At 42.4% G+C, this 26,210-nt stretch carries 27 protein-coding genes and 4 pseudogenes; 16 read left to right on the top strand and 15 right to left on the bottom strand.

All coding sequences use genetic code 11. The annotated features are described in order from the left end of the window. Window positions 1-80 precede the first annotated feature (80 nt). From AC1DVJ_RS18370 to AC1DVJ_RS18355, 4 genes are all read right to left on the bottom strand, one after another. The gene (locus AC1DVJ_RS18370) at window positions 81-269 is read right to left on the bottom strand and encodes a hypothetical protein (protein WP_477592682.1); all 189 of its coding nucleotides are present in this window, start codon (window positions 267-269) and stop codon (window positions 81-83) included. Between the two features lie 376 nt (window positions 270-645). Then, complete coding sequence (locus tag AC1DVJ_RS18365; protein WP_477592708.1) at window positions 646-1,239, bottom strand: acetylglutamate kinase; 594 nt, start codon at window positions 1,237-1,239, stop codon at window positions 646-648. 852 nt (window positions 1,240-2,091) lie between these two features. Beyond that, a complete protein-coding gene (locus AC1DVJ_RS18360; protein ID WP_477592681.1) occupies window positions 2,092-2,580 on the bottom strand; it encodes a gluconate 2-dehydrogenase subunit 3 family protein in 489 nt (162 codons plus the stop codon). Then, window positions 2,546-2,860, bottom strand: coding sequence for a hypothetical protein (locus tag AC1DVJ_RS18355; RefSeq protein ID WP_477592680.1), 315 nt, complete (start codon window positions 2,858-2,860; stop codon window positions 2,546-2,548). Before AC1DVJ_RS18355 ends, AC1DVJ_RS18360 begins: the two co-directional genes overlap by 35 nt. A 222-nt stretch (window positions 2,861-3,082) precedes the next feature. Between AC1DVJ_RS18355 and AC1DVJ_RS18350 the strand changes: the two genes are divergently transcribed. The 4 genes and pseudogenes from AC1DVJ_RS18350 to AC1DVJ_RS18335 all read left to right on the top strand — a co-directional run bounded on the left by AC1DVJ_RS18350 (window position 3,083) and on the right by AC1DVJ_RS18335 (window position 5,830). After that, window positions 3,083-3,721: a DNA-3-methyladenine glycosylase gene (locus AC1DVJ_RS18350; protein ID WP_477592679.1), complete on the top strand. Its 639-nt coding sequence runs from the start codon at window positions 3,083-3,085 to the stop codon at window positions 3,719-3,721. Window positions 3,722-3,847: 126 nt separating this feature from the next. Beyond that, the gene (locus AC1DVJ_RS18345) at window positions 3,848-4,057 is read left to right on the top strand and encodes a thiamine pyrophosphate-binding protein (RefSeq protein ID WP_477592678.1); all 210 of its coding nucleotides are present in this window, start codon (window positions 3,848-3,850) and stop codon (window positions 4,055-4,057) included. A gap of 224 nt (window positions 4,058-4,281) precedes the next feature. Beyond that, a pseudogene (locus AC1DVJ_RS18340) lies at window positions 4,282-4,587 on the top strand (SDR family NAD(P)-dependent oxidoreductase); the annotation flags it as partial. Window positions 4,588-4,704: 117 nt separating this feature from the next. Further along, window positions 4,705-5,830 (top strand): annotated as a pseudogene (locus AC1DVJ_RS18335) (mandelate racemase/muconate lactonizing enzyme family protein). A gap of 625 nt (window positions 5,831-6,455) precedes the next feature. On the opposite strand, the gene AC1DVJ_RS18330 reads toward AC1DVJ_RS18335, so the two are convergent. Continuing rightward, on the bottom strand, window positions 6,456-6,791 hold the full coding sequence (locus AC1DVJ_RS18330) for a polysaccharide deacetylase family protein (protein ID WP_477592677.1): 336 nt from the start codon (window positions 6,789-6,791) through the stop codon (window positions 6,456-6,458). 152 nt (window positions 6,792-6,943) lie between these two features. On the opposite strand from AC1DVJ_RS18330, the gene AC1DVJ_RS18325 reads away from it, so the two are divergent. Both AC1DVJ_RS18325 and AC1DVJ_RS18320 read left to right on the top strand, forming a co-directional pair. Then, entirely contained in the window at window positions 6,944-7,159 is a 216-nt protein-coding gene (locus AC1DVJ_RS18325) for a hypothetical protein (protein WP_477592676.1), read from the top strand. A gap of 155 nt (window positions 7,160-7,314) precedes the next feature. Beyond that, window positions 7,315-7,464, top strand: a complete 150-nt coding sequence (locus tag AC1DVJ_RS18320) for a hypothetical protein (RefSeq protein WP_477592709.1) — start codon at window positions 7,315-7,317, stop codon at window positions 7,462-7,464. A gap of 18 nt (window positions 7,465-7,482) precedes the next feature. Here the strand turns inward: AC1DVJ_RS18320 and AC1DVJ_RS18315 are convergent. The 3 genes and pseudogenes from AC1DVJ_RS18315 to AC1DVJ_RS18305 form a co-directional block, all read right to left on the bottom strand. Next, window positions 7,483-7,675: pseudogene (locus tag AC1DVJ_RS18315) on the bottom strand (DNA-3-methyladenine glycosylase); the annotation flags it as partial. Then, a complete protein-coding gene (locus AC1DVJ_RS18310; protein WP_477592675.1) occupies window positions 7,672-8,259 on the bottom strand; it encodes a uracil-DNA glycosylase in 588 nt (195 codons plus the stop codon). The pseudogene AC1DVJ_RS18315 and the gene AC1DVJ_RS18310, both read right to left, overlap by 4 nt. 385 nt (window positions 8,260-8,644) lie before the next feature. Further along, window positions 8,645-8,932, bottom strand: coding sequence for a hypothetical protein (locus tag AC1DVJ_RS18305; protein ID WP_477592674.1), 288 nt, complete (start codon window positions 8,930-8,932; stop codon window positions 8,645-8,647). 164 nt (window positions 8,933-9,096) lie between these two features. Here AC1DVJ_RS18305 and AC1DVJ_RS18300 point away from each other — a divergent pair, with 164 nt between their 5' ends. Continuing rightward, window positions 9,097-9,705, top strand: coding sequence for an acetylglutamate kinase (locus AC1DVJ_RS18300; RefSeq protein ID WP_477592673.1), 609 nt, complete (start codon window positions 9,097-9,099; stop codon window positions 9,703-9,705). A gap of 683 nt (window positions 9,706-10,388) precedes the next feature. Here the strand turns inward: AC1DVJ_RS18300 and AC1DVJ_RS18295 are convergent. Continuing rightward, window positions 10,389-10,586, bottom strand: a complete 198-nt coding sequence (locus tag AC1DVJ_RS18295) for a hypothetical protein (RefSeq protein WP_477592672.1) — start codon at window positions 10,584-10,586, stop codon at window positions 10,389-10,391. A gap of 482 nt (window positions 10,587-11,068) precedes the next feature. Between AC1DVJ_RS18295 and AC1DVJ_RS18290 the strand changes: the two genes are divergently transcribed. From AC1DVJ_RS18290 to AC1DVJ_RS18260, 7 genes and pseudogenes are all read left to right on the top strand, one after another. Beyond that, on the top strand, window positions 11,069-11,575 hold the full coding sequence (locus AC1DVJ_RS18290) for a reverse transcriptase domain-containing protein (protein WP_477592671.1): 507 nt from the start codon (window positions 11,069-11,071) through the stop codon (window positions 11,573-11,575). A 509-nt stretch (window positions 11,576-12,084) separates the two neighbouring features. Further along, the gene (locus tag AC1DVJ_RS18285; RefSeq protein WP_477592670.1) at window positions 12,085-12,285 is read left to right on the top strand and encodes a hypothetical protein; all 201 of its coding nucleotides are present in this window, start codon (window positions 12,085-12,087) and stop codon (window positions 12,283-12,285) included. Between the two features lie 481 nt (window positions 12,286-12,766). Further along, the gene (locus AC1DVJ_RS18280) at window positions 12,767-13,318 is read left to right on the top strand and encodes a cupin domain-containing protein (protein WP_477592669.1); all 552 of its coding nucleotides are present in this window, start codon (window positions 12,767-12,769) and stop codon (window positions 13,316-13,318) included. Between the two features lie 580 nt (window positions 13,319-13,898). Further along, a complete protein-coding gene (locus AC1DVJ_RS18275; protein ID WP_477592668.1) occupies window positions 13,899-14,996 on the top strand; it encodes a YheC/YheD family endospore coat-associated protein in 1,098 nt (365 codons plus the stop codon). Between the two features lie 119 nt (window positions 14,997-15,115). Further along, window positions 15,116-15,349, top strand: coding sequence for a hypothetical protein (locus tag AC1DVJ_RS18270; protein ID WP_477592667.1), 234 nt, complete (start codon window positions 15,116-15,118; stop codon window positions 15,347-15,349). 455 nt (window positions 15,350-15,804) lie between these two features. After that, a complete protein-coding gene (locus AC1DVJ_RS18265) occupies window positions 15,805-15,915 on the top strand; it encodes a YjcZ family sporulation protein (protein ID WP_477592666.1) in 111 nt (36 codons plus the stop codon). 606 nt (window positions 15,916-16,521) lie between these two features. After that, window positions 16,522-16,578, top strand: a pseudogene (locus tag AC1DVJ_RS18260) (hypothetical protein); the annotation flags it as partial. Between the two features lie 288 nt (window positions 16,579-16,866). On the opposite strand, the gene AC1DVJ_RS18255 reads toward AC1DVJ_RS18260, so the two are convergent. Continuing rightward, window positions 16,867-17,100 (bottom strand): hypothetical protein, encoded by a 234-nt coding sequence (locus tag AC1DVJ_RS18255; RefSeq protein WP_477592665.1) that lies wholly within the window; start codon window positions 17,098-17,100, stop codon window positions 16,867-16,869. A 231-nt stretch (window positions 17,101-17,331) separates the two neighbouring features. On the opposite strand from AC1DVJ_RS18255, the gene xerS reads away from it, so the two are divergent. Next, window positions 17,332-18,399 carry a tyrosine recombinase XerS gene (gene xerS / locus AC1DVJ_RS18250; RefSeq protein ID WP_477592664.1) on the top strand — a complete coding sequence of 356 codons (1,068 nt, stop codon included), beginning with the start codon at window positions 17,332-17,334 and terminating at the stop codon, window positions 18,397-18,399. Between the two features lie 519 nt (window positions 18,400-18,918). Here the strand turns inward: xerS and AC1DVJ_RS18245 are convergent. Next, window positions 18,919-19,743 carry a helix-turn-helix transcriptional regulator gene (locus AC1DVJ_RS18245; RefSeq protein WP_477592663.1) on the bottom strand — a complete coding sequence of 275 codons (825 nt, stop codon included), beginning with the start codon at window positions 19,741-19,743 and terminating at the stop codon, window positions 18,919-18,921. 245 nt (window positions 19,744-19,988) lie between these two features. After that, on the bottom strand, window positions 19,989-20,822 hold the full coding sequence (locus tag AC1DVJ_RS18240) for a helix-turn-helix domain-containing protein (protein ID WP_477592662.1): 834 nt from the start codon (window positions 20,820-20,822) through the stop codon (window positions 19,989-19,991). A gap of 169 nt (window positions 20,823-20,991) precedes the next feature. Here AC1DVJ_RS18240 and AC1DVJ_RS18235 point away from each other — a divergent pair, with 169 nt between their 5' ends. Further along, window positions 20,992-22,401: a family 4 glycosyl hydrolase gene (locus AC1DVJ_RS18235; RefSeq protein WP_477592661.1), complete on the top strand. Its 1,410-nt coding sequence runs from the start codon at window positions 20,992-20,994 to the stop codon at window positions 22,399-22,401. A gap of 431 nt (window positions 22,402-22,832) precedes the next feature. Here AC1DVJ_RS18235 and AC1DVJ_RS18230 read toward each other — a convergent pair whose 3' ends face one another. From AC1DVJ_RS18230 to AC1DVJ_RS18220, 3 genes are read right to left on the bottom strand one after another with little or no spacing between them, the layout of a single operon-like run. Continuing rightward, window positions 22,833-24,320: a DUF4832 domain-containing protein gene (locus tag AC1DVJ_RS18230; protein WP_477592660.1), complete on the bottom strand. Its 1,488-nt coding sequence runs from the start codon at window positions 24,318-24,320 to the stop codon at window positions 22,833-22,835. A gap of 25 nt (window positions 24,321-24,345) precedes the next feature. Further along, a complete protein-coding gene (locus tag AC1DVJ_RS18225) occupies window positions 24,346-25,230 on the bottom strand; it encodes a carbohydrate ABC transporter permease (RefSeq protein ID WP_477592659.1) in 885 nt (294 codons plus the stop codon). A 17-nt stretch (window positions 25,231-25,247) separates the two neighbouring features. Then, complete coding sequence (locus AC1DVJ_RS18220; protein ID WP_477592658.1) at window positions 25,248-26,159, bottom strand: ABC transporter permease; 912 nt, start codon at window positions 26,157-26,159, stop codon at window positions 25,248-25,250. Window positions 26,160-26,210: the final 51 nt, after the last annotated feature.

The raw sequence follows: 26,210 nt of genomic DNA, 5'->3' as shown, positions 1-26,210 counted from the left end.
TGCTTTTTTTCTTTACCTGATGCTTTTTCCATTTCGAAGATCCAATTCAGACAAAAGTAAGGTTTTTGTAGTGGTCTCTATTAGGGCCCCATTTCTATATTCACGATTGCGTAGGAACCCCATTTAATAACCTGCGTCGTCGTTTGTATCATTGAATCTCTCGGTGTTTCATTTTTTCGATGATATAGTCGGCGGTACGCGCGGCAAACGCCATCACCGAATTGGTCGGATTCCCGCCCCCTGATGTCACGAAAAGACTTGCACTGCATCAAACAGATTTGGGAATATCATGGATCTGCCCGAATTTGTTCGTCACGGTGGTTTCCGGGTTTTTCCCCATGCGACACACGCCCATCATACGGGCTGAATCATTAGTCACAGATTCCGGAGTGCCCGCGATTCCGATCAGTTTCGTAAAAATCCTGCGTAATGATCAACACCGGTGTGATTTATACAGTCGGATTACTTACTTCCGGAAATTTGCCATAGGCATCATTGCTGCTGTGTATCATAATTGCTATTCCGATCCGACCGCTAGACTTAGCCAACCCGTTTGTAAACCGATCTCGCATTCTGTTTTAGACAACTGGAGTTTCGCAAACCATACCTTAAAGATGCGTGTTACATTACTTAGGAAACGAAATACTAGTGACTTGCGGTCATGAACATTTGCGGAAATTGTTTAATAATTGCAGTCATTATTTCATCAGCCATTTCCATCGCTTGTTCCTCGATTTCATCAAACACTTTGATAGATGCTTCAAAGTCTTTTTGGATCATTTGTACAGCCTCGTTTTTTGTTAATGCTAAATGCTTGTAAAACATTTTTCTGAATTCTTCTTTTTGGATATATGGATTGATACTGCTTAAAAAATTGGCGATTTCATCCGCATTGGTATGCCACTTTTTATCCAGGGATGCTACGGCCGCTTGATTGCCCGCAATTGCTGCCTTAACAAGTTCTGCGGCGATGAGGAGATGTTCTCTTATCAATTCTTCATATTTTTCACCGATTTGCTCTCCATAGAAAGGTTCTAGGGAATTCCCATTATCAATGGCATTTCGAAGTAGCCGAGCCAGTACAAATTCCACATCCGGTAAACCAAAAACTAAGCTAATGATCGCCATTCTTGTCCAAGTCACGTGCTGTTCCCATATCAAACGCATGTTGGTCATCAATTCAATTTCCGTCTTACTTATACAATGTGACGGTAATATTGGGTAAGTCAGGGTTTCCATACGGGAAACTCCTGGGATCGTAATCATTTGACCAATAAAAAGATTGTAGGGATTTACCGTAGGATTTGCAACGCAAATTTCTTCAACTGTCGTATGAAACCTTTGAGCCAAGTGCCACAAGCTGTCAAACGGTTCGATCGTATAGCGAAATCCTTTCACTGAAACACGATACATTTTGTAAACACGCTCCTTCTACCGCTCATTAGCAAGCATGCAACATAGTATTCATAACCAATCATTTGGGTGTATGTCCCAACCTATTACGTAGCTAGTGCGATGTTCCCGCGTAAATCCAGTGATATTGCCCATTTATAGTGAAGCAGGATCTTTGAAGCTCTACGTGGCGGTACTCTTATGTACGGGCATGGCTCATGTGTAGCAGCATCTCTCGTTCTGTTTCAGACAACTGGAGTTTTGAAGAATTCCGTACAAAAGTGGTAAAGCGTGGGAGATTCAAAGATTGTGTAGAATTTATGCCGAGCAAGTTCTGCTTGATAAGGTTAAAATCTACACTACCTGAACTCGAATGGCCAGGGATGGAACAGCACAGTCGTATGAACCTAACGCGGCGGTTGTAATGACGGCTACATAGGCGGACTTTAAATGTGCCGTCGGATCGTTTGTACTTAGCCAAAAGGGTAACCAAGTATGCGGGAGACCAGGAGAAGGAAGACAGGTGGTTACGAATCAAAGACTTGGAGGTATGCAGATACAAGAAGGTAAATAGCCATTGGTCACAGGGATTAAGCTCGGATTTAAGAAAGATGCTGTTATTGAGGATACATTAACGATAGGAAAGGTATACAGCATCAAGAGCCAACTCATTGATCGTCTTCGCCTCCCAGGGATCAGTTAATCCCAACTCCGAACGAACAAAAAACCACGCGGATAGGCTGGGCCAGCATTGCCGATTTCCGACCAAGTGAAAGGATGCGAATAATAAGCGGCTACCGCTTCGCTTAAAATTTTGTCCATAAAGCAGAAACAGGGACGCTTCTCGGATATCAATTCGTTGCAGACTTGATCAAGCAGGGCAAGCCCATCACGAATGAGAATGGGTTGCTTTGGTACGCCGATTTTGCGCTGAGATTCGCCTAAACTTGCTTTTAAGGTTGAATCGAAATGATGAACAACGAAGGCGACGATCGGATAACGCTTGTCGTCTAGCAAAACCGAACAGAGCTGAAATAGAGTATCCGCTTCTTGCGGGGTAAAAAACTGATAAGGGGTAAATGACTGGGTCTTCAAACGTTGATCGACGATTTCCCGTGTATGGGGATCCCATTTCTTTTCTTCGTGTAGAACATCAAAGTCTGGATAAAGCGTTTTGTATTCTGACATCTTCATCACCCCCCAATACAAATGCAATAAGCCTCAGCAGGCTTACGGCGGAAATCATAGCGGGCAAGGTAAGGGGGGGACCGACCATAAAGTTGCGCAATTCGTAGCCACCCACACGTTCTCCGACGCAGTGGACATGCATATAGGAACTGAAGGCACCAGCTGCGATTCCAATAGATAACAGTACGGTCAGCACATAAAGAAGCCATGTTGCATTGTAAAAGGCAAAGAAGACAAGACACAGGCCGAACACCGGTGTAGCGGTCACGGGAATCCACATGGACTAATGCCGGAAATTTTGGCGGTAATGAAATAACGTGACTTGCACAAAAATGACTAAAAATAATAGACCCATCGCGAAAATTAACACGCGTTCCAGCGACCATCCGTTCCAACCAAAGCAATAACCTTCCACTTCATTATTCCTAAAATTGGCGTTTTTATTCGTGAATAACGTAAAATCGGGAATGTCATACTATTCCGTAGGAAAAAAAAGGATTCAATGAAGTACACAAGTACACAAAATGGAAAAGAGGCAGTTACCGTGGAAATAAAACCAATTGATATCTCTTTCTTTCAAAGTTCCACGCTTGACTTGGCTCGATCTTTGCTGGGAATGCTGCTTGTCAATGAAACAGAACGGGGAACGGCCTCGGGGTGGATCGTTGAAACGGAAGCCTACATGGGGCCTGATGATCGCGCTGCGCATAGTTATGGGAATCGAAGGACGGCAAGGACGGAAGTGATGTTCGGTCCGCCCGGGTTTGCTTATACGCATGTGATGCATACGCATTGTTTGATCAATGTAGTAAGCGGCAGAATAGGCCATCCTGAATCCGTGCTCATCAGATCTATCGAACCCAATACTGGGATTGATTTAATGTTCGAACGCCGAGGAATTGATAAGAAAATATGGGAACTTGCCAATGGACCTGGTAAATTAACAAAATCCCTTGGAATTGTCAAGGAAGATTACGGCAGACCATTATTTGAACGTCCACTTTACATTTCAGAGGGAAAGAAAATTGAAAGAGTCTCGATGGGTCCGAGAATCGGTATTGAAAACAGTGGCGAAGCAAGGCATTACCCTTGGCGTTTTTGGGAAAAAGACAGCCCTTTTGTTCCCAAGCAAAGGACGTAATCGCGGGAAGGAAGATGATAGTATGCCAAATATGTTAACATTACAAAATGAATTAACCGGAATAAAGTTATCGAAACAAGCCCCCACGTATTCGATAGCGGAATTCATCCTAGTACAGCTTCGTTCATGGGGGTAAAACGGATATATGGCGTGGTAGGGGATGCTATTTTCGGTTTAATGGATGCCATAGCAAAACAAAACGCCATAAAGATCATTTCAGTTAAGCATGAATCCGTTGCTGCACTTATGGCCTCTGAGGAAGCAAAATATACGGGAAAGCTTGGGGTTTGTGTCGCACAAATGGGACCACCGGGTCTGGCTAACTGGCTAATTTAATTAATGGATTGGGCGACGCTTATTTGGATGGATTCCCCGTCTTAGCCATCACGGGACAGGCTCTTTTAAATAAAATTGGCACCAATTTTAAAAGCAGTATATTAACCAACAGGTATTATTCAGGCAATAGCGGGGTTCACTGAACTTGTCGTCCATCCCAATGCGGTTATGGACTCGTTGTTACAAGCAATCGATTGGAACAAACCGTGAAGGAATTCGGCAAATTGGACATCCTTGTCAACAATGCGGCTGAACAGTACGTACAAAATAACTTTGAAGACATCACTTCTGCGCAGTTGGAAAAACATTTCGAACTAATTTCTATTCCACCTTATATCTAACCAAAGCCGCGTTGCCCCATATGAAGCCTGGAAGTACCATTATCAATGCCGCCTCTCTAACTGCTTACGAAGACAACGAGCAATTTGATCGATTACTCCGCCACTAAGGGGGCTATTGTCGCTTTCATGCAATCTCTTTCCAAATCCCTGCACAGTCGGGGAATTCGGGTCAATGGGGTATGTCCGGGCAGGAAATTGCTCCAGTTTATGTATTCTTAGCTTCAGAGGATTAAATCCTATATGCCCGGTCAATTTTTGCACAAATAGCGGCGTGTTCATCAACGGATAGGAAAGGGGATAAGGTCTTTGAAGATCGAAAAAATTGAGTCGTTCCATTATTTTATCCGTTATCGCGATCATACGGCGACGCCAACGGCTATAAATGCTTTCGAAGCTGCTTTTTATTCAGGATCACCACCCAATCCAATTTGACGGGTTGGGAGGAGTGTATCGACTGGTTACCTACTTTAAAGAAGGGGTTCGAGGAACGAATTATTCCCTTTTTAATTGGTAAACCAGCTTTGAACCGGGTTCAACTTGTGCATCATATCAAAAAGTGGCATAGAAGGGCTGCGGTGGGTGTAAGTATGGCGCTTACTGAAATCGCAGCGAAGGTGCGGGCCTTTCGATATGCGTTTTATGGGGAGGTAGATGGAGAGACATCGTACACATCGTACCCGTTTATGCGTGTTTTCAGTCCTATACGGATCAAGCGGAATGGATCGAACATTCCGTGAATCTTGTACAACAAGCAACTGGTCAAGGTTTTGGGCAGATGAAGGTAAAGATCGGGGGGAGAACTTTCGAAGAAGATCAACAGCATATCTAGCAACTCCAAGACGTAATAATGGGAAGGGCTAAACTTATTGTCGACGCCAACCAAAGCTACGACCTGGCTCAGACTGCCGATGTGAACACCATTTTTCGGAGCGGCCCGATTTCCTCTGGTTTGAAGAGCCATTGCCAATGGAGTGAGTATCGGTTTATAAATGCCTTCGATCCAACTTAACCGTTGCGGTCGCTGGGGGTGAAAACCTGAAAAGAGCAATTGATTTTCTGACCCTTTTACACGAAAGGGCGGTGGATATCATTCAACTGAATGTTGCACCTGAGGATGGGCTCGATGGATACAGACACACCTTGCAGCTTTCTCGTAATTTTGGCCTTAGGGCATCTCTACACACGGTTTGATGGAGCATTATCCCGGTTATACGCCTTATTTGCCCAGGCAAGTTTGCCGCCTTGGAGCAAGATGAAAGGGGAAGATATTAAGCCCGTTGAATGGGATGTCATGGACAATCCGTTTACACTTATTGTGCCAATCAAACCTGTTGTGGGACAGGTTTTAATTCCAACGGGACCGGGAATCGGTGTTGAATTGGATCAAGAAGTTCTACGGAAATATCACTGGGATGGTTCGATGTATTCGTAGCAATAAAAGGGCGAAACATTTCTAAAGGTTGGTTGAAGGGAAAGAGGCGACGCCGACGATTCGTGCTGACATGTCCGCAATCGTATATTTCTCCCCTTACCTTTAGCGTTGTTCTAAAAAAGGAGTTCACTGTATCATTGCCCTCGGACCTTCCATAATAAGGTCGAAGTTCGAAATGGCGTTTTTTGGCTAATACCCAAGCATCCCTACCATGAAATATTTCCGGGAAAAGCYTCATTTTTTGCGTTGTTAGAGATGTAAGACCTCCATCAATCAAGGATACACCTTCTTTTAACTTTATCACAAATGAATCAAACGCTGCCGGATCGCGCTGATCCAAAAAATGTAATAAAAGAATTCATGCTTTGTTCCAATGCTTTGAACGCCCTGAAAAAGTATTAATTTACATCATTTAACGGATTTCTAATATTGGATGGCAATGTATCCGGAACACCAAGTTTGGAAAAAACGACCGAAGTAGTGCTAAATGTTTTTACTGCTTCCGTGATTATGGAAGTCAATGTTGCATTGACTTCCCCTGCATCGAGCAATGGCGTAAGTCCTTTTTCGATGAGATTGTAAAATTGGGCCTCGACGCGGTTGCCGACAACGAAAAAGGTTCCTTTTATGCCACTTTTACGCCTTCCTTTTTTAAAATATCTAGAACTTGGGGAGTAAAACGATCGTCCGGCGCGTCGTCAAAAGTTAGGGCGACCTCACGCTTTGTTGGAGGGCCACTCAGCAAAAAGGTGCTTTTATATTTCGCTCGTAAATCGGCAAGGGTTAATGGATGAGGGGCTCGAACGGAACCTTCTGGGCCGTCCAACAAATCCGGCATGCGGGAAGTCTGAATGGCATAGTTTCTAATTTCCTCCTTTGGAGAGACTTGATTTGATTTATGGGCGCAGCCAAAACAAATAATTACAGCAAATATTAAGAGAATAGCCCAAATAGCTTTCATTGTGATTAAACCCCTTCACAAATTCGATTGTATTTCGACATATATCCTTTATCGCCTTTCCCTAGGATATACTTTACTCCCCCATCCACATTTAGGATGGGTTTATAAAAGTAAGATTTGTAGCACATTAAACGCATCTTAACTAAAAAAAGATGGCTATAGTGTATGGTTATAAAAAGGGTCAGGTCATGTTTCTGGCGTTGCTGTTATTTGTTGGTCTTCTTCCCACTGCGAAAGCCGTGCAAGAAATAAGTAAAGTTGATTTATTCGAAATTGAGAGAGGCAAGGGTGTTTGGGAAACGAATAAAACAGAGGCTATACAAGACGAAGCAAAAAAGTGGATTGATTCCATTGAAGGGTTTTACTAAGAAAGTAACTTATTGGATCTTGGAAGAATGGCTATTGTCTAAGGATTCCAATTGATCCTATCCGGGTATAGAACGGTATCATAGAAGATACAACCATTCGAGATGTTTTTCTTTACCTGGGGAAGGAACATAAACCTCTTTTTCTATTGTCTGATATGAGATGGCCAGCAAGATATTTAGTTCATTTCACGGCGGATGTGCGCCCCTTTCTAAAAGAATTGGGAGTATGGAAATTTGTAAACGATAAGAAGTATGCGATCAACGTAAGCGACGAATCGAACCCACCTTCAACCTACACGGCATAACTGGCGCCGAATATAATTTTCCGTTCGTTCCGTTCTCCGAGTTCCATAGCTGTGAGCAGCTCGATCCTCTGCTAGGCCTCTTTTTCAACAATCCTTCCTGATGCCGTGCCTTGTTTCGTTTCTTTCACAAGCATCTTCCCGAGAAAGGAAATTGCCAATTCGAGTTGGGCGTTGAAAAAAAGGATTGACTTATGGGCTGACCATCCTTCACACCTCTTCTTCTTGAAGTTCATTTAGTCTTTGTACGACAAGTCGGAAATCTTCCATAAAATATTTCATAAGTACGGGCCGTCGCCGCACAGCTAAAGGGTGGTAAGAGAACGTCGTTTGAATGCCCTGAAACGCATGCCATTTTCCGCGAAAGCTTTTCACATCTGCTTCCCAGTCTGGAAAAAAAGATTGTACCACGGTATTTCCGAGCCCAAACAGGAGTCGGGGTTTCTTCTGTGCCAATTGCGACTCCAGATGAGAAAAGCAGGCACTTCGGGCAAGCGGCTTGTCGTAAGAGCGAATCGGGCGGCATTTCAGCAAGTACGTAATATACGCCCGATCGAGTCCTAGCCCAGACTCCTTGAAGCCGTATTGCAGCGTTTGGCGAGTGCCACAAACAAAAGGATGGCCTTCGTTGTCCTCTCGCAACCCCGGATTATCCAGAAGAATAAGAAGAGGAGCTTCACGGTTACCTTCAGCCCAAACTACCCGTTTGCGTTGTTTGGATAATTCGCACTTTTGGCAATTAACGGCATGGCATGGTGCTGCTTCTTCCTGCAATATTTCCGGGGTAAAGTCGCTCATTCTTTTCTCCCTTAATTTATGGCTTGGTTGATTTAGTATGGTGATACGTACTTCCTATTATTCCTTAAGCGATCTTGGGTATAGTCAATTTTCGCATTCGTACAAGCAGGCTTTGCGTTTGTTCCTCTTTCGCACAAATAACCGCCGCATGATCTAGCGGCGGTGAAAAAGGGGGCTAATTAACAAGGCGGGTGAGCCTGATAAAGTCGGCGGTGCGTGCGGCAATCGCAAACGAAGTCACATCCGAGGCGTATCTAATACAGCTTTTAATGCTTCTTGTATAACACATCTTTAAGCTCTTTCAGCGTAGCTTGAATAGGAATGTGTATGGTCCATTCAACTTTTTCATACAGCTTGTAGGTTACAAACCTTATTTTACACACCTCTATGTTTTCCAATAGTCAATCAAGTACTCGACTTGTTTTTCGTCCACTATGTTTACAGCAAAATAAACAATATCCTTATATTTCATTTTTCTAATTGGACTTTTTACAACATTATGTATTTCCTTGAAAACCATTATATCCGGTATTGTAAAAGCAACTAAAATAATAACTCTCTTACCATTAATACCCCAGGCACCCCTTGTGCCTATAATTAGGGGTAACGGGCTTTTCTTGCCTTGTAAATAATTGTAAACCAACTCTTGTTCACTTAAGTTTTTTTCATTCATACAGATAGTCTCACCCCTATTTGAACGGTTATTCAATAGATATCTGCGCTTGGCCTTCCGGCCTCTCACTTGACAGTAGCGAGTTTTACTTCATTACTTTTGGGTACCTTTTTTGCTTCGGCTGAATAAAGATAAAACAGTGAATGTTAGGGAGGGGGATATGATTGAACACTTATTCGGGAAATGTTTATTATTATCCAATGCAGCCTTATCGATATCGGGCATCTTGTCTAAGTAAAGCAATGATAAATTTAAAAAGCCAAATGCAGCGCCTTTGGGGTGAACATGTAGCTTGGATACGGATGACGATTAGTAGTCTTGTTTTAGATTTACCGGATGCCTCCTTTGTTGTGGCCCGTCTTTTAAAAACGGCAACGGATATGGGCGATTCATTGCGACCTTTTTACGGAAACCAGGTGGGTGATGCATACGGTCAACTACTAAAGGAACATATAACGCTTGCAGGGGATTTAATAAAGGCATCAAAAGAAGGAAGTAAAGAAAAGGCAGCAAAGATTGAAAGATCATGGTATCGAAATGGCGATGAAATTTCAATGTTTCTGAATGACATCAATCCCTATATATCCCTACCGGAGTTTAGAAAAATGTTTCATGAGCATTTAGACATGTCAAAACATGAGGTAGTCAGTATGATGAGCAAAGACTTTGCTGCTGATGTGGCGGTATCCGATATGATGTTAACGGAAGGCCTGAAGATGGCCGACGTAATATCTGGTGCAATAATACAACAGTATCCTTGGGTCTTTATATAAAATGAAAATAATAGCCTGGCCTGAGCTTCCCTAAACATTGTACACTATATATTCTCGGCTATTGAATATTAAAGTTTACCCCAAAATAAGGACTGACCTTCAATAATAAACAGCCATCAAAGGATGTCTTTTTCTAAGAACATTTTGATGCCTGTTTATTATTTATTATTCTCTTTAGGATCGGTAGTTACAACTTCGCCTAAATTAACGTGCTTTTCACTCATAAGTTCGCTAACGGTACCAAGTTTGTATCCTTTTACTTTAATATCCGTTATCATGACCTCTATCCCTTCGGCCGTAGGTTTCGTTTGATGAATCCATTTTCTACCTTCGACACAACCCTTCTAACCATTTCCGAAGTTGCAGGCTTTCTCCAGTCGACCGTGTCGACTGTCCACAGTATGGTTTTTATATTAAGTCGGTTCGCAACTTGAATCGTTACCATATAAACCTTCCACTTGGCGGGGCAAACCACTTTGGTGTTATACCAAGGGTTTCATGAATGATATCATTTGTCTTTTCCAACTCGGCTGTAAGGGACTTGGAAAACAAGGGACGTTGCTACAAGGGCTGTTACCCGAAACGGTTGCAATAAGGCACTTGCCGAAATGAATTTATCATTGTGAGGGTAGGGGCACGACCGAAGAATCCTCTGTAATGAGGGTGGAGGAACAGCCCCAAGTCTAATTGAGAAGAACGATCATTTTCCAGGCGTGAATTGCACCGATCAGGTAGGAATGTGGGGACATCGCTTCATTTAGGAGGGGTGCCACAGTGGAGCGACCAAGCTTAGGTTGAACGAGCTTAGCAGGTGAGAACCCTGCTTGGAAAGGCGTTAGCCACGCCACCAATAACGAGTCTTGGTGCGAAGATGGCAACATGTTCGTTTAAGCGTAGACAGATAGGGTACAGGCCCGAAAGTTATTGAGCCTCGAAATGCAAGCATCGGGAAGGTCGACAGTCTCACTGTTACTGGAAGACAGCATCCCCCGCAAGCGATACAGGCAAGCTTGCGAGAGATTTCCCCGGGGTCGAAGAGCCAGGCATGTTCACCAATGGCCGTTCAGCAACTTGGCAGGCCCTGACGGCTCTCCCGCAAGACTAATACTATTTAGGAACATCTGCGGGAGTATAGCGGGCAAGCATTAAAGACGTGAGAAAGCCAAATGGAAATCAGGGAGTCGGATCGCCGCGTAGTACCAATGAAACCGGGTAATGCCTGCGGAGGAAAGGCGTGCGAAACGGATATTGATCTTATTAAGGATACATTTTCTGCACACAGGAGCGGAACCGAAATGGAAACGAAATTAATAAGAATAGCAAAGATAGCCAAGGCCAAGAACATTTCATCTCTATAGGGCACTTGATCAACGCGGAAGCATTGAAGCAGTGCCACGGGGGGATGGCCACAGGCAAGGCAACAGGGATAGACGGCGTAACGAAAGAGATGTATGGGCGGAACTTAGAAGACAATGTGGGAAATCTAGTAGAAGGGTTAAAGAAGAAGAGTTACCGTCCGCTACCCTCCAGAAGAACCTACATTCCGAAGGATGAGAAAAGCATGCGTCCGCTTGGGATTCCGGCATACGGGGACAAGCTAGTGCAAAAGGCGCTGAAGAACCTGCTTGAGGCGATTTATGAACAAGACTTTCTAGATTTCTCCTATGGGTTCAGACCAGGACGAAGCATGCACCATGCGTTAAAGAGGCTAAACCGAGTCATTGAGGACGGAAAGACAAGATATGTAGTGGATGCCGACAAACTGGGGTTCTTCGACAACGTCAACCATACCTTGCTCATTAAGCAACTTTGGAATATGGGCATTCGGGATAAAAAGGTTCTAGCCTRCATTTCTAAAATGCAATACTAAAAGCTGAAATCGAGGGGGAAGGAATACCTTCAAAAGGGGTACTTCAAGGGGGATTGCTGTTAACACTACTCTCGAATATTGTACTGAATGACCTCGATCATGGGTGGCTGGTCAATGGGAACTCTTTCTGCTGACACAACCTTTTAACAGCTTATTGCCACAGCTAAGCAAAGTATTGGGGATACAACCGCTCTACTCGAAGCAAAACAGGATCTCAAGTGGTTATTAGAAGAGTTTGATCGGGTTGTAGAAGTACTAGATACAATTGAAAAGGATATCGAAATATTGCTTAGCGGCATTCCAATGGCCAACCAATTACGTTCGATCGGCCTAGGGTCTATCTGTATTGCAGTAATTCTTTCAGGTGCTTATGATCCCAGACAGTATGCCCACGGACGCCAGCTATTACGTAGAGCAGGACTAAACCTAGCTCGAAGTACCTCTGGAAGCGGAAAGGTCAGATCGTAATTTCTAAGAGAGGGGATGCAATCCTACTTAAATATTTGTACTTGACTACGATGCAGCTCATTGGAAATAATCCAGTGTTCCGGCAACTTCACGAGTATAATGTTCAAATTAAGCAAATGAAGAAGCAACAGTCTCTGTTTAAATTGCTTGGAAAACTAGCTCGAATCATCATTGGTACAGTTGGACGAGGAGAGGTCTTCTATCCAGAAAGAGTTGTTCCTCCTTATAACCAAGCTGCTTAAGACTGATAAAGAACAGTGTATTGACTCATTTGCAGGATTGAAAAAGAAAGCACGTAGGACCGAGTTTCTGCCCGATAAGGGCTCAGACCCGTCAGCTAAACATTATCGGTCTTCACGCCTTGGTCAGGTGTAACGCAGGAATGTAAGGGCAAAGACCCGTAGAGTCATGGGATGGTGAACCCCAAGGTATGTGTGGAGTGAACATGCAGAAGAACACCCTTCGGAGAAATGTTCCAACACTTCTTCTGTTCCCGTATGCCCAAAATTGGGATAGCTACGTCTGATGAGCGCTCTCCTGAACAACATCTGCAATCCAAGGTGTCAAAATCCTGCGAATGAGTGAGTATATATGAGATAAACCCTTAAAACCGGGGGACGGGCAGAAGATTACTATATAGGCTCTTGCTCATTTTCCAATCCTTTAATTAGGCAACTGCATAGGATAAAAGGTAAACAAGAAAATCATTGGGGGAAAATGAATATGAACCGTAATTCATACTATCAGTATCAATGGCATAATCCTATGCATTGCAACTGGAATAACCTAAAATGGAACTATAATTGGTATCCTCATTATTACAGGAACAATACCAACTGGAATCCTTATAATGAAAACATTAAATTAACAGATTATGGACCAAGACCTTTTGTAGTGAATATTGACCAAGCTACTAAGCAAAACGATAATTACAGAACCACTTTATGGACAGGGAAACACTATCAAGTGACCCTAATGAGTATTAATATTGGAGATAGCATTGGTTTAGAAGTTCATCCCACAACGGATCAATTCATACGTATTGAAGAAGGTCAGGGCCTTGTTCAAATGGGTGATAGTAAAGATAATTTGGATTTTCAAGAAATGGCCTTTGATGATTATGCAATTATGATACCTGCTGGAAAATGGCACAATGTTACTAATACAGGTAATAAACCACTTAAAATTTACGTTATATATGCACCACCTCAGCATCCATATGGTACGGTTCATGAAACCAAAGCAATTGCAATGGGTTCTGAAATAAACCAATAAATGTTTCTCACGGTGATAAATCCTTTGTAGACGACCATAGGACGGATCAAAATTTGCTTCCTGAGCGAGTAGTCAGAATAGTGGAGTGAAGGGCTACCACGCTACGGGCAGTTTTGCGCAACAGATGAAAAAAAGCGAATGCGGAAATAGTAGCTGTAGGAGTGAATCAAGTCTACAGTATTAAATATGTTGATTGTTGATTTAGATGTTTGAAGGACTTTTCTTTGAATGTTCGATTTGATGTTGAATTTGGGTGATATTCTGCATATGTTCATCTCGAAACTGGGTAAACAATTGCCTAACTTCTGGATTCGTTATCTGAAACATGTATTTGTTATAAAGAATTTGATCCTCCACTTCTATTTCCAATATGTGTCGGGTGACAAGAACAATGTCCCATTAAAAGTCGCATAAATCGCGGCTATTTTTTTTTATGGATCAAGTTCTTGTCAATTGGCAATGTCAAGAACTTGATCTGATTCCCTGATTTGTGACATATTTATATTTCAGAAGCATCCACAGAGTTTTTGGTGAGCATTATCAACTGTATAACATTGCATCCTTCGTAGGAGGCTTTCCAATGAGTAAATCGATAATTGGTATATTAACTCATCGAAATGGAAATAAGTTTTCTGAGTCTGAATTTTTTCGTGATATGGTCAGAGAAGGTCGGAGTCTGGGCGCGGAAGTGTTCTTGTTTTCTCATTGTGATCTCATGCCCGAAGCAAAACAAATTCGAGGTTATGTGCCATCTGCGATAGGAGGATGGAAAGAAGGAATCTTCCGTTGGCCTGATGTGGTCATCGATCGCTGTCGCAAGTTAGATAAACCGTATCAGGAAATGAGACGGAAAGATTGGTTTCCGTACACAAGTCATAAATTTACTTACAAGTCAAAGGCGACAAAGTTGTTTAGCAGTACGTCTTCGCTTACGAAATACATTCCCAAGACTGTGATGTTTTCCACAGAGAAACTCAGGCTGATGATAGAAAAATTTCCTGAATTATATATTAAACCGAGTAATGGAACCGGTGGATGCAGCATTTTGAAGGTTGCGCGTAATAAAAAAAATTTCACATTAACTGGTCGGAATAGAGCAGGCTGTTTAGTGAGAACCAAACTAAATTCCAAAGCTACAGCCATTCGTTGGATTAAGAATTGGGTGGTTTCCGAGCGAATAAGATCAGGAACATTTATGATTCAACAGGGTCTTTGCTTGGAATTGATGCCGAATCGGGTGATGGATGCAAGGATGATGATACAAAAAAATGCCCACGGCGAGTGGAGCATCACTGGTATCGGTCTAAGATTAGGAGGAAAACACAGTCCGACATCCAATATCACTTGGAAAGGAGGCAAAGCAATTCGATTCGATGAATTCATGATTCTTCGTTTTGGACGGGAGAAGGCGGAGAGCATTCAGCAGAATTGCAAAAAGATGGCCCAACTTGTCGTGGAGACAATTGAATTGAAGTTCGGTTCCATGATGGAGTTTGGGCTTGATATTGGGATTGATATATAYGGAAAARTTTGGYTAATAGAAGTRAATCCTAAGCCGAGCAGAAAAATCTTTTTAAAGACGGGTCAAWTGGAGCTTTATWWAGAATCGGTACGGCGACCGYTGCAATACGCTATATTTTTGRTYAACCAACAAAAAACATCTGAAAACATTATTTAAATGCTCTAGTAAAATTTTCAAAGTTTTAACCAAAAAAGTCAAGAGTTATTCGTGACTTTTTTTGGTTTTGGTCGGAAATCGATCAGTGGGGAATGGGATCAAGTTCTCGACATCCGACAATGTCGGCTGGCAAGAACTTGATCCCATTCCCGATTTTGACAAGAACTTTATCTCATTCCCGACGGGAATATTGCGACGGCACCCAGCCAGTGGAATTTGCTAGTGCTTATGTTAATGCAGAATTTATCGCGACGTTTAATAGTTACCAAAAAGCAATATTGTACGAAGGTATTGAAGTCCCTGAAACATCAAACTGCACTGTTGTTAATATTTCATTTATGCCTAAAACATGACGAAGTACTCAGAAGAATGGTACTTGATTCACTACATTACATAAATAGATATCTAGACTCAATTAGATCCTATGCTGGTCTAGATTATGCATACAATATTACAATAGCAGACCTACCTATGTTTTAAATATTGATAAAAATAGGGATTCAACATTATATGCTACTCGACCAAATGAAATAATGCGTCAAGATATAATATTAAGTACTGATGACATGATACAAGTTGGGAGAACAATTTACTCTTGGGATATGTATCCCGAAGTTCTTTCCGATGCCAACCCAAATTTGCGCTTTGGAAGTAACCGTTCCCCCTTGTTTAGCCACTGAAGAGAAATTGATAAGCGTGCTGATCTGCCTTTGCCTACACCAACCATTGAAGAGGCTAAAGTCCAATCAAGGGTTGAAAAAAGACATATAATTAAGAGTAAATCAATACAAAACAGGAGAGTGTGCATATGAGTGCAGCTGGGGCAGGAGTAAGTTATGGAGAGGGTTATGCAAGTTCTACTGTAATTCTTGTGCTTTTTATTCTTTTAGTTATTGTATCTATGGATTTCACTTTGTAATGTTGTAATAAAGCGAAAATATTTGCAAAAAAAACATTCATGATCTATACTTCACGCAAACCTAGCAGTAAAGTTTTCTGCATGTTTAGGCACCCTTGCAGGCACCCAAGTCTGCTAGAAACATGGTGAAACAATACGTTACTGTGAAGGTATGGATGTTCATCAAAAAACTATCGTTGTTTATGCGCTCACAACGGACCCTGATGGGGAATGTTCAGAGTGAAGTACGACTAGATACTTTAGTAAAGAAACATACGCCCTGAACCCCGCATTTATGTGAATATCTATGGAAAACGCAAGGCTAAGGCACATTTAGGATGGGTTTATAAAATAAAAGTAAGATTTGTGGCATATTAAACGCATCTTATCTAAAAAAGGATGGCTATAGTGTATGGTGATAAAAGGGTCATTTTTCTGGCGTTGCTGTTATTTGTTGGTCTGCTTCCCACGCGGAAGCCATGCCAGAAATAAGTAAAGTTAATTTATTCGAAATTTAGCGAGGCAAGGTTGTTGTTTGGGAAACAAAAAAAACAGAGGCTATCCAATTGATCCTATGGCAACTTTTTTGTTACTGGACATTTTAAAAACGACCAGCCAGATTTAGTCAAGCAAATGGTGAACGAGGACCGTCTGATAGGTAATCATTCGTGGAGCCATCCATAAATGACCCAAATTCAAATGAACGAATTAAGGAAGAATTGGGTAAGATAGGGATAGAAGTTGCGAGGTTAACAAATAAAAAGGAAATGCATTTCTCACGCCCCCGAGAGGGATCTTTAGCGGGGATCAAGTTCTTGTCATTTATGACATCAAGTTCTTGTCAATGATGATTGTCGCGTTTTTGCGAGTGTCAAACCTTGTTGCATTTACGAACTAAATTCATATTTTGTGAGTTTAGATATACGGGAACGGGTGTTTGTGGTAAAATTATATAAGTAGTAAGACAAAACATTAAACAAAATCCACCGACAACAACCTTGCAAGACCGTGGTCTTGGATAATACGGACCTTCTCTTCATAATTATCAGGTTCAGAAACATTCAAGATAGAAAACATGATCTTCCAGAACTGATTTTTTGGGTGAGCATAATATTGGCCGGCAGCAAGCGACTCTTCACCTGACATTGTTCCGAGAATAAGTATCTGGGCTCGATAGTCAATAATGGGATCAAAAGAAGTAAGCATATTAGCACGTCCTGTCTTTTCAAGTCTTTGTATTAAGAGCCTTTAATTTAAATCACAGCTTCTTGTTGAAGGTCCTTTCCATAATACAGGCTAATAATATATGACTTCTCAAGCATTGTTGTTCTATTAGTACCATTCTTAATGGCATTGATTTATTGTAATATCATTATGAATTTAGAACATACGTTCTAAAACTATTTTTTGTTCGTAATATTTAACGGGGTGAAATATATGGATGTTATTAAAGAAAAGGATATGGCTGATTTGCAATCCCGGTTATCCCTCTTCCCTTGGTACGTTGAAAAATTTTTCTCTAATAAAATGCCAGACCTATCACCCTCCTCTCTACTCGGCTACTCCTATGATTTTGAGAGCTTTTTCTCCTTCATTATTAATGAAGGTCTATCTCAGGAGAAAGAAATAAAGAAAATTCCACTTGTTGACCTTGAGCAACTTCATATTGATGATATAACAACTTACCGTAATATCTTAATGACCAACGAGAAAAACGCCAAAACCACACGCGATCGGAAAATTGCAGCGCTTAAGTCCCTTTTTCACTATTTGAGTCAGATTGCTGAGGATGAAAAATTTTATCCACTCCTCAAGAGGAATGTGATGGCAAAAGTGAAAATAAGTCGGAGCAAAAATAAAACAGAAGTTCCAAAGAGCAAACTTTTCATCGATGATGAGATCGGTGGTTTTATTGATTTTGTAAATCAAGGTTATCTTGGCCTAATTCAAGACAATAAACAAGCGATTCATTATTATGAAATGAACCGAACACGTGACTCCGCTATCATCTGTTTGATTCTTCATTCTGGGTTACGTGTATCTGAGGTTGTTAATTTAAATTTGGATGATGTTTATATCAGTGATAAAGAAAAAGTTGTTTACGTTCTTGGAAAAGGTAGTAAAGATGATAATGACAAAACAAAGGTTGCGTTTGATGATCAAGCACGTTCTTATCTCGAGGCATATTTAGAGATTAGAGACCTACGATATAACCCAGTAAAAAATGAAAGATCACTTTTTCTCTCGTTTCGTATGGGGCAAGTAAATGGGAAACGGATGTTAAAACGTGCTATCCAAGATATGGTGTCGAAATATGCTCTTGCATTCGGAAAAAAAACTACTGTGCATAAACTCAGGCATTCATATGCAACTGCGTTTAACAAAAAATACGATATTTATTCTACGAAGAAACAACTTAGACATTCCTCAATTGATACCACCGAGAGATATGCACAAATTTCAAGTGAAGATATTGCTAGAAAAGTTGAGGGACTATTTAAATAAAATCTACATGGAGCGGTTAAGTAAAGAACTTAATTTTTTTTGCAAACTCCGATACACCTTCATCTATTTTTTATTAATTTCTTCAGGTGTTGTTGGTCTCCAGTTTTTATGTACATAAGAAAATGATACTGATTAATAAGAGCTTTTTGCTTTAAACGTGCCATATTAACACCTCCCTATGAAAATAGATTCCCCGAATCTATCACTTTTATACTAGATTCATTAGATTCTCACTATGAAAGATGCCATTCCGCCGCCGCTTATTCCTGGTTACAATGMCACATCTAGCTGTTTTTGCACCACAGTTCATTGTTTAATGAAATTGAGCTATTAGCTAGCACTCATATTCCTCCAATTCTTTATCCCTAACCCCACCGATACCGCGACGATACGAAAAAAATTGGCGAGTGGGTACAATAATTTCACTGTTCAACAGTACGAATACTCGTTCCCAGCTTCAGCAACTCTCCAACGCAGACAATCGTTGTTTTGGTTGATCATATCGCTTATCCTCCACTATTAATGTTTCCCTGAATCTCGATACACCGACGGGGCACTCCCCGTCACAGACTTAAACATTTTGCTAAAATGAAACTCGTCTCCGTAACCGCAAGCCATAGCAATGTCACGCATCGACATGTCCGTAAACACCAGCAGTTGTTTGGCATGTCCGACTCGAATCGACTGAAGAAATTTCTTCGGTGTTTGCTTAAGCTGTCTCAGGAACATCTTACGCGAATAGGATTCCGATATTCCGAATCGTTCGGCAAGCTCGCTTAGCTTGATATTGGCTGAATAATGGGTCTCCAGATATTTTTTCATTTGTGCAAAAGCTTCTTTAGCTGGGCGATCTTCCGTTTCCTCTCCTTTGGCCTCTTGTAGGAACAGAATTAGCTCGAGCAGCTTCACCTGATCCAGCAGCGTACCGCCTTGATCTCCAGGTATCCAGCCTTCAATCAGACCTTGAAAAATTTTGTCCACGTGCTCCGCCTGTTCGCTTGTGAACGTCCTCAAGAATGGAAAAGGCAGCTCAACTAGCGGTTCTACGTTCCCCCACGCTCTCCATTGATATGGCAAATAGCCAATATCCGTTAATATCATGAGTATCCTTAACGGATTTTCTGCATCCGTCTTCATATGGAGGCGAAAGCCTGGTTTCAAATAGGCCAGATACCCTTTTCGAACCCAATAGGACTCCCCTTCTTCATCTTCAAAAGTCCCCTCTCCACCTGCAATCCAGTAAAACGTATGCACATCCGTCATTTGTCGGATATCCGTCCAACCTGGAGTTGTACATTTGTCGTACACCCATAACACGCGCAGTGCTAGGTTGTTTGTTGTCATGCCTTCCATCAATTACATCCCTCGCACTCCCTATTCAGTTTTCTCAATTGTAGCATATTTAGGGGCGTTTTTTATAAATGAAAATGACTGATTCAGCTATTCCGTTGGTATTACAATAGCTGTTACATTTAGAAAAGAGCATCCTGGGATGGCAAAGTTGTTACCACATGAAGTTGACCAACTGAACATCGATTGCGTTTCTGAATTCATAACGGAGCTTCGAATATAATGTGGCGAGTTACTGTTTACACGAATTTGCTTGGAGACACTTTGTAGTGTTTCTTAAATGCTTTCGAGAAGGAATAAGGGTCAGGGTAACCTAAGAGGGATGCGATTTGTTGCATCGTGTAACGATGTGTGTAGATCAAGTCTCTCGCTCGGTTCATCCTTAGCTGGAATATATACTGGCCTGGCGTAACGCCCAATGCTTGTTTGAAATACCGTATAAAATATTTCTCCGACATGCCAGCCACCTCTGCCACCTCTGTAATACGAATAGGCCGATGCAAGTTGTCCTGAATATAACGGATGGTGGATTGTAAAAAGACCAAATTACCGGCATGCTCATGCCTGAATAAATCGATCAGGAATTCTCCCTTGTAGGTTCCAACTCCATAGCATTCCAGAATGCGGGCGATCATAATCAGTAAAATGCCCTTTAACCGCATTCCTGACATGCCAACTGCGTATAGGTTCTCCATAAAAATTTTCCGCAAATCTTCTGCTTCTTCTTCAATAAGGCATCCGGCGATAACACCGCTCAAAGGGAAGGACTCCAGAATGCGTTGCTGCTCCCCTAAACCAAAATCAAAATGAAGATAAATAAAACGGCAGGCTTTCGTGCCGTTCATTGCTGTGTAAGGGATTCCCGGGTAAAACAACACCAAATCGCCAGCGGTTGCTGTATGGATTCTCTTTCCTGCCTTAATCTCGACTTGTCCTTCTTGAATAAGCCACAGATCATAATTATGATGGGATTTGCTTTCCACCCAACCGGCGTTATGGAGAATCGTATTATAGGAAGTAATGCGTAGCGAGACATGCTCCGACAAATCGTTAAACAGATCCGTGCTGTTCATAGCCTCATCCCCTTACTTTTTGACGTAAATTTCGTAAAGCCATATTTTTCACCATCATTCCTCGCGTCGATAATAATACTATTTGACATCTATAAGGAACTATCCTGCATTTCCTCTCTGACCTATTCTCCTTATAATTAAGGCATACCCTGAAATGGAGGAAATTATCATGTCTAATACGCAGATTCAGAAACCCAAGGTTGTCGTAATCGGAGCAGGAAGTTTGTTTTTCGGTCGCCAGTCCATCTGGCAAATGGTGCATTCAGAATACTTGAACAAAGGCACGCTTGCTTTAGTGGATACGGATGAGAAACGATTGAACAAGATGGTGACTCTAGCCAGAATGGTCGCTGCAGAGAATCAAGTGGAATTAGTGATTGAAGGTTCTACCGACCGGAGAGACGTGTTGCCTGGTGCGGATTTCGTCGTGCTCAGCTTCGCTGAAGATACGGTCAAATATAGAGGTATCGACTGTGCCATATCCGAAAAATACGGCATTCGCATGTGCTCCGGCGATACAATTGGTCCAGGTGGTATCTTCCGGGCCATGCGGGAGCTTCCTGTCATTATGGAATGCGCTCGAGACATTGAAGAATTATGTCCTGATGCTTGGGTGATTAATTACATTAATCCGTCCGCTATTCACGGGATCGCCTTGAGTCGTTACGCACCGAAGCTGAAGAGCTTCGCTTTATGCGATGGACATCACATGCCAGGGAAGAAAATCAACTATGCTTGGCGCGCGGGAATAGTAGCAGATCCAAGCGAATATACGGCGGATATGGATAGTCGCTTCGATCTGAGAATTGCTGGCGTCAATCATTTTACATGGATGCTCCAGGCTGATTATGATGGCGTAAATGTCATGCCTCACATTGCCGCTTCCATGAAGCAATCCGCTGAAACGGAAACCGCTGGCGGGGACACTGGCGCGAAAGCGAAGGACAATAATGCCATAAGTTATCAATTGTATGACATTTATGGCTACGTCCCGACATGCACGCCACATACGAAGGAATATTTGCGATTCTGGCAAGGACTCGGTCGTACACCGGATGCCATTCCTCCACTATCCATATGGGAAACAGAAGCACGTTACCTCCGACATGATGCTATGTGGAAGCAAGTCGACGACTTCATCGAGGGAAGAATCCCTATTCAGACGTATATGGACACCTTCGGACCAGACCACGCTACGGATATTATCGAGAATATGGTCGGGGGATTGGGCAAACCTTTCTATATCAACACCACAAATCAAGGTGCAGTACCCAATATGAATGACGACGCATTCTTAGAGTTGTTATGTGAAGTATCCATGGACGGAATCAAACCTTTACCAGTTGGCGATATGCCTCGAGGACTTAGAGGCTTACAGGAGCTCGTCCTGGATGCGCATGAACTGACAGCGGAAGCCGTTGTTGAAGGCAATCGCGAGAAACTGAGACGGGCTATGTTGACCGATCCGTTGGTTAATTCCATCTCAGACGCCGATCATATCATCGACGAGCTGCTGGAACTGGAACGCGATGTCATTCCGAGCAGTTGGTATGCGACGGTAGGTGCTTGCCAAAGTTAAAATGGAAAGATCCCTAAAGTACAAAAAGGCACCCGATCGGGTGCCTTTTGCGTTCGCAGTATAGGTGATTTGGTGAACTGTTTTATAAAGACAAGCGGAATGGAGTGCCTATTTTCAACTTTTATAAAATGAAGTTCGGGCTGTTAGAGCGTGGTTGTCATCACGCTCTGCTGCCCGTTAGCTGAAAGGGCTGCCGTTCTATGCTTGTCGGCAGCCTTCTTCTAATGTCTATAGTACTATATTATTGCGTTAGTTAAGTGAGAAGAGCATGCATCCAAAGTTTCCCTCGCTCAACTGTCTTTCCCGTTATAATCCCAATCATAAGTTTTGTGACCAGCGCGCTGACCGCTCAACGGAAGGTTACACCGGGGGAGTGGTAATGAACGGATAAAGAGAACCCCTTTCACCCATCATAGATTATATCTCCCAACTCATGGGAGATTAGTGATTATATCATTAATGTTATTTTTTTGTAGCGATAGGAACTTTGCACGTGCGTCAGACATATCGGCATTACCGATGCGTATTTCCACGTTGCCTAATAAGTACCAAAGCCGGTCCGTACGTTCATTGCCGATAGCTAGCTTAATCTCTGGCTCGCAATTGTTTGCTGTATTGACGATCGCTATCGCGAAATGATAGGTGCCAGGTGGGACAACACGAGGACAAAGAAGAGATTCATACGTATATTCAAAATTCTTCAGCCAATCCGATGGCTCTGCCCTATCGAGCATCTGATAAACGGGATTACCCGTATCTGGGTTCAATAAAGCAAATGAAACCTTATATTTGTATCCCCAGTTTTTTAAACTATTTGGTAATTTCCCTACTCCTGTGTTCTTCCAAGAATGGTGAATCACATATTCCTTACCCTCTTTCATTTTTTTGGGAAAGGCTATTTGATTCAGTACGAAACGGTATCCACCGCGAATAGCGAAGTCACGAACAAGATCAGGTGCAACTTGCATCCATTGCGCCGCATCTTCGGGGATTCTGAGATCAAGAGTATTAGCATGCAACTCCTTGGCATCCAGGACTACCCGCTCCATCATTTCCCGTAGTGTAGCGAATCCGTCTCCCTTATACCACTCCGGTCGATCAACAAAAGTATGGTAACAATTCTCTGCAAAAACCGGAACGGAGGGCCAATGTCCCTCTATTCTCTCCTTATCCTTTGGACTTAGCCAAGTGGGACTACCGAAGCTATCGCGTCTAATGGCGTAGCCTTTCTCCCTTAAGGCCCAGTCCTGCATGGCATAACTGAATGTACCTTTTCCATACTGTTCACCAAGCAATACATTTTGGAAGCTGCTACTATATAAATGAATGATCCACTTGAACACTTGTTTCTTCTGAGGATGAAGCCATAAGTAGTTCATATTGTGCATTTCGCCCCACCATCCCAACCCTTGGGCATCGATGAAATCTACAATCGCCGGATTATCATATTCATTTGCAAAGGCACGTACGAATCGGGAGAACTTATTTTGAAACACCCTGTCGTAAACATAGGGTGTCTGGAACGGTCGTCCCTTATTCTCGTTTACATACCCCCGTGCACCTGCATCAAATACGAACTGTGGCGTGGCCTGACGGTAAGCGTCCTTGCTATCTATATAAACTCGGAAGGACAGCTTAAGCCCCCGCTCCAACGCCATTTGAATAAGCCTTCTATAGTTTACATCCTCCACCCATGCGTAACACCCTTCATCAGGCTCCAGTTCGGACCACGGTACACGGATATACAGAATACTCGCCAACCCGATGTTTGGATCCTGCAATCTCCAATACACTTCAGCTTGGGGAAATGGCTTCTCAAATGCATCAATATAAATTGCCCACCCCATCCCAGGATTGCGCAAGAAGCTTTCGGTATCCTCCACTGGTGAAACAATCACTCTGTGCTGCTGTTCTTCCATCAGTACCCCTCAAATCTGTCTTTCATTATTCTTTTACACTACCAACAACGATACCCTTGACAAAATATTTCTGCAAAAATGGATAAACGAGCATGATTGGAAGTGCACCCATGAAAATTTGTGCAGTACGAAGCGTCCTCTCACCTACGTTCTGTAAGAGAGACAGACTATCTACAGATATAACTTCCAGATTAATTGCCGTAACCAGCGTAGACAGATAAGACTGCAGCGGGTAATTGGCTGGCGAATTCATATATAAGATACCGTCAAACCATGAATTCCAATGCCCAACCATTGTAAATAGCATAATTGTGGCAATGGCTGGAATAGAGACTGGCAAATACAATCGCAAGATTAGCGTCCAGTGACCTGCTCCATCAATAACAGCAGCCTCTTCCATACTCTTTGGCACAGTTCGGAAGAAGTTCAGTAACATAACCGTATACCAAACATTCAAAGCTCCTGGTAAGACAAGCGCCCAGATCGTGTTTAGTAGCCCCGTTTCTTTGACAACAATATAAGTTGGAATCAGTCCGCCGCCAAAGAACATCGTAATCGCGAAAAACCAAACATAGACTGTCCGTAAACGGAATTGGTCGTTCTCTTTCGATAGCGGATATGCCGTCATGATAACCAGCAGCATGTTAATGGCAGTTCCTAAGAACACCCTTTGTACGGATACCCAAAGTGATCTGAAGAACTCTACATTTTGCCCAAGATATCTGTAGGCATCCACCGTAAATCCTTTGGGTAAGAACGTCACCTCACCAGCAGATGCGAATGTATTAGAGCTAAGAGATACAGCCAGCAGATGGATAAATGGCAGAAAGCCAAGTAGCGTGATTACTGCTAAAAATATCACGTTGGCGATTTGAAAGGCTCTACTGTATAACGATTCCCTATAATGCATGTTAGTCCTCCCAGACCTTAGAAGATTCTGTATCTACTGAAACGGTAGGCCATATAGTAAGAAGCAGAGACGAGAATCAGCGATACTACTGATTTGAACAAACCAATTGCCGCTGCCGGCCCGTATTGCCCGTCAATTAACCCAAGACGGTATACAAATGTATCGATTACATCTGAGCCTTCATAGACGATTGGATTATAAAGAAGTAAGATTTGTTCAAAACCTGCATTTAAGACATTGCCTATGCTTAGCGTACACAACAAGATAATGATAGGTGTCATCCCGGGCATTGTAATATGAAGCATCTGTTTCCATCTACCCGCCCCATCAATTCCGGCTGATTCGTATAGATTTGGATTAATCCCTATAATCGAGGCCAGGAAAATGATCATGTTGTAGCCCATGCCCTTCCAGACGTCAGAACCGACAAGTATCCCTCTAAACCAGCTATTGCTTCCAAAAAACATAATCTTATCTAATCCAATCGCACTCATTAACCCATTAATCGGACCATCCAACGAAAAAACCTCAAACAATACACCACCGAGCACGGCCCAGGATAGGAAGAAGGGGAGAAATACACTCGATTGAATGATCCGCTGAAACCATAATTTACGAACTTCGTTCAGCAGTAGGGCCAGCAACAGAGGCACGGCTAAACCAAATATTATTTTTAAAGTAGAAATTACAAATGTATTCATGAGTATCTGCCTGAAGCCAGGGAGATCGAACACGTACTCGAAGTTTCTGAGTCCGATCCACTTGGAGCCGAAGAACCCCAGAATGGGTTGGAACTTCTGGAAAGCCATTATGATGCCTAATGTCGGTACGTAATGATAAAGCAGCGTGAAGAGTACGCCTGGAATAAGCAGTATATGAAGCGGCATCTCTTTCTTCAACCAATGGGTTGATCTATTCTGCAACGTCATGTCCCCCTTCCATAAGATAAAGGGAGAAAACTAGCGCAGTTCTCTCCCTTT

This window comes from Paenibacillus sp. P4_A9 (genome assembly GCF_056402415.1).
The sequence above is the reverse complement of the archived record's forward strand: the minus strand, read 5'-3'. Positions and strand labels throughout refer to the sequence as shown.

Bases quoted from the DNA above. Each gene is read 5' to 3' on its own strand.
- AC1DVJ_RS18355 (WP_477592680.1), bottom strand. From the start codon at position 2,860: ATGTGGATTCCCGTGACCGCTACACCGGTGTTCGGCCTGTGTCTTGTC.
- AC1DVJ_RS18270 (WP_477592667.1), top strand. From the start codon at position 15,116: ATGTCGGCTGGCAAGAACTTGATCCCATTCCCGATTTTGACAAGAACT.
- AC1DVJ_RS18365 (WP_477592708.1), bottom strand. From the start codon at position 1,239: ATGGAAACCCTGACTTACCCAATATTACCGTCACATTGTATAAGTAAG.
- AC1DVJ_RS18345 (WP_477592678.1), top strand. From the start codon at position 3,848: ATGGGGGTAAAACGGATATATGGCGTGGTAGGGGATGCTATTTTCGGT.
- xerS (WP_477592664.1), top strand. From the start codon at position 17,332: ATGGATGTTATTAAAGAAAAGGATATGGCTGATTTGCAATCCCGGTTA.
- AC1DVJ_RS18225 (WP_477592659.1), bottom strand. From the start codon at position 25,230: ATGCATTATAGGGAATCGTTATACAGTAGAGCCTTTCAAATCGCCAAC.
- AC1DVJ_RS18230 (WP_477592660.1), bottom strand. From the start codon at position 24,320: ATGGAAGAACAGCAGCACAGAGTGATTGTTTCACCAGTGGAGGATACC.
- AC1DVJ_RS18370 (WP_477592682.1), bottom strand. From the start codon at position 269: ATGCAGTGCAAGTCTTTTCGTGACATCAGGGGGCGGGAATCCGACCAA.
- AC1DVJ_RS18220 (WP_477592658.1), bottom strand. From the start codon at position 26,159: ATGACGTTGCAGAATAGATCAACCCATTGGTTGAAGAAAGAGATGCCG.
- AC1DVJ_RS18350 (WP_477592679.1), top strand. From the start codon at position 3,083: ATGAAGTACACAAGTACACAAAATGGAAAAGAGGCAGTTACCGTGGAA.
- AC1DVJ_RS18320 (WP_477592709.1), top strand. From the start codon at position 7,315: ATGAGATGGCCAGCAAGATATTTAGTTCATTTCACGGCGGATGTGCGC.
- AC1DVJ_RS18325 (WP_477592676.1), top strand. From the start codon at position 6,944: ATGGCTATAGTGTATGGTTATAAAAAGGGTCAGGTCATGTTTCTGGCG.
- AC1DVJ_RS18305 (WP_477592674.1), bottom strand. From the start codon at position 8,932: ATGAATGAAAAAAACTTAAGTGAACAAGAGTTGGTTTACAATTATTTA.
- AC1DVJ_RS18295 (WP_477592672.1), bottom strand. From the start codon at position 10,586: ATGTTGCCATCTTCGCACCAAGACTCGTTATTGGTGGCGTGGCTAACG.
- AC1DVJ_RS18240 (WP_477592662.1), bottom strand. From the start codon at position 20,822: ATGAACAGCACGGATCTGTTTAACGATTTGTCGGAGCATGTCTCGCTA.
- AC1DVJ_RS18245 (WP_477592663.1), bottom strand. From the start codon at position 19,743: ATGACAACAAACAACCTAGCACTGCGCGTGTTATGGGTGTACGACAAA.
- AC1DVJ_RS18255 (WP_477592665.1), bottom strand. From the start codon at position 17,100: ATGCTTACTTCTTTTGATCCCATTATTGACTATCGAGCCCAGATACTT.
- AC1DVJ_RS18330 (WP_477592677.1), bottom strand. From the start codon at position 6,791: ATGAAAGCTATTTGGGCTATTCTCTTAATATTTGCTGTAATTATTTGT.
- AC1DVJ_RS18310 (WP_477592675.1), bottom strand. From the start codon at position 8,259: ATGAGCGACTTTACCCCGGAAATATTGCAGGAAGAAGCAGCACCATGC.
- AC1DVJ_RS18265 (WP_477592666.1), top strand. From the start codon at position 15,805: ATGAGTGCAGCTGGGGCAGGAGTAAGTTATGGAGAGGGTTATGCAAGT.
- AC1DVJ_RS18280 (WP_477592669.1), top strand. From the start codon at position 12,767: ATGAACCGTAATTCATACTATCAGTATCAATGGCATAATCCTATGCAT.
- AC1DVJ_RS18235 (WP_477592661.1), top strand. From the start codon at position 20,992: ATGTCTAATACGCAGATTCAGAAACCCAAGGTTGTCGTAATCGGAGCA.
- AC1DVJ_RS18360 (WP_477592681.1), bottom strand. From the start codon at position 2,580: ATGTCAGAATACAAAACGCTTTATCCAGACTTTGATGTTCTACACGAA.